The organism is Photobacterium chitinilyticum (assembly GCF_004104355.1).
Taxonomy (GTDB): domain Bacteria; phylum Pseudomonadota; class Gammaproteobacteria; order Enterobacterales; family Vibrionaceae; genus Photobacterium; species Photobacterium chitinilyticum.
The window spans coordinates 1-1064 of sequence record NZ_RJLM01000078.1; the positions used below are offsets into that span (position 1 = coordinate 1).

A 1064-nucleotide genomic window follows, 5' to 3' on the forward strand; every position below is an offset into this window, starting at 1 on the left:
ATCGGAATTATCAGAGTCCGGATTTGTTGCCTGTATGCCGCAGATTTATCACGCGTGGAAAGATTTTCGGCCAAGTATGATCGTATTAATGGATGGAGTTGCATAACAAAGGTATCAAGGTGACTTGTTTGACTCGGCGGTTTTGGTTTGAAGTTCGGTGTGCTTGGTAGGTTAGTCGTGGGGCACCTTATTGCAGGCGTTATATGCTCGTTCGTAAATTAATCGACAAGAAGGTATTCATGGATTTTGGTGAAATAATTAAAGTAGCAGCGGCGATTCTTGCTTCACTTGGTGGAGCTTGCGCAATTATCTATAAAGGCTCAAGCTTTTTCGGAAAGTTATGGGCGGATAAGCTATTGGAAAAGGTAAAAAGTGAAAATGCTAAAGAGTTAGAAAAAACAAAAAATGAACTGCTATCTGGTACTGAGAGCTATAAAGTGCGGTTAAAAAAATCGGAATTTATTTTCGAGAAACAGTTCGAAGCGGGCTCTCACTTTTCAGGGCTAGTTGCTCATCTTACTCCGACACCTAAAACGTTGTTGGAAGCATATGATTCCTACACTGACGAATTAGCTCTAACTGGTGAACGGTGTGATGATATTATTAAGTCTCTTGAGCATTTCTTGTGCCAATATAGTGCGATAGTCGATGAAGATACACGCGAGAAAATTTCTGTTGTGATCGAAGATGCAGTGAGTGCTCGATATAAATTCAGGAACAATCCACATAAGCTAAGCAATAATGAAGTGAACTTTATAAATGTAAAGTTGCGTGAAATTGAAAAATTATTAATTTCAAAGTTTACTGCTCAAATTAGCATATAACAAAACAATCAAGGTGATGCATTACACTCGGCAGTTTTGGTTTGGAGTTCAGTGTGCTTGGCTAGTTCAGCGTTAGCACACCTTATTGTAGACGTTACAACCACTAGGCATTCTTCTGCTCAGTGGTTATAAAATTAGTAAAATCGTTTTACGTCTCGGTAAAAATTTTCGTGTGAGCCTAAAGCCATGAGTTCGAGAATAACTGTTCCGTCCTCATAGCTGTATCCAAGTAGGGTAAGC

General features: G+C 39.3%; 2 protein-coding genes. One reads left to right on the top strand and one right to left on the bottom strand.

Annotated features, from left to right (window positions below):
- The first annotated feature begins 239 nt into the window (after nucleotides 1-239).
- Nucleotides 240-824 (top strand): hypothetical protein, encoded by a 585-nt coding sequence (locus EDI28_RS25870; RefSeq protein ID WP_128786690.1) that lies wholly within the window; start codon nucleotides 240-242, stop codon nucleotides 822-824.
- Nucleotides 825-958: 134 nt separating this feature from the next.
- On the opposite strand, the gene EDI28_RS27590 is transcribed toward EDI28_RS25870, so the two are convergent.
- Nucleotides 959-1064: type II toxin-antitoxin system RelE/ParE family toxin (locus tag EDI28_RS27590; protein WP_199287504.1), on the bottom strand; the 106-nt coding region annotated here is incomplete at its 5' end.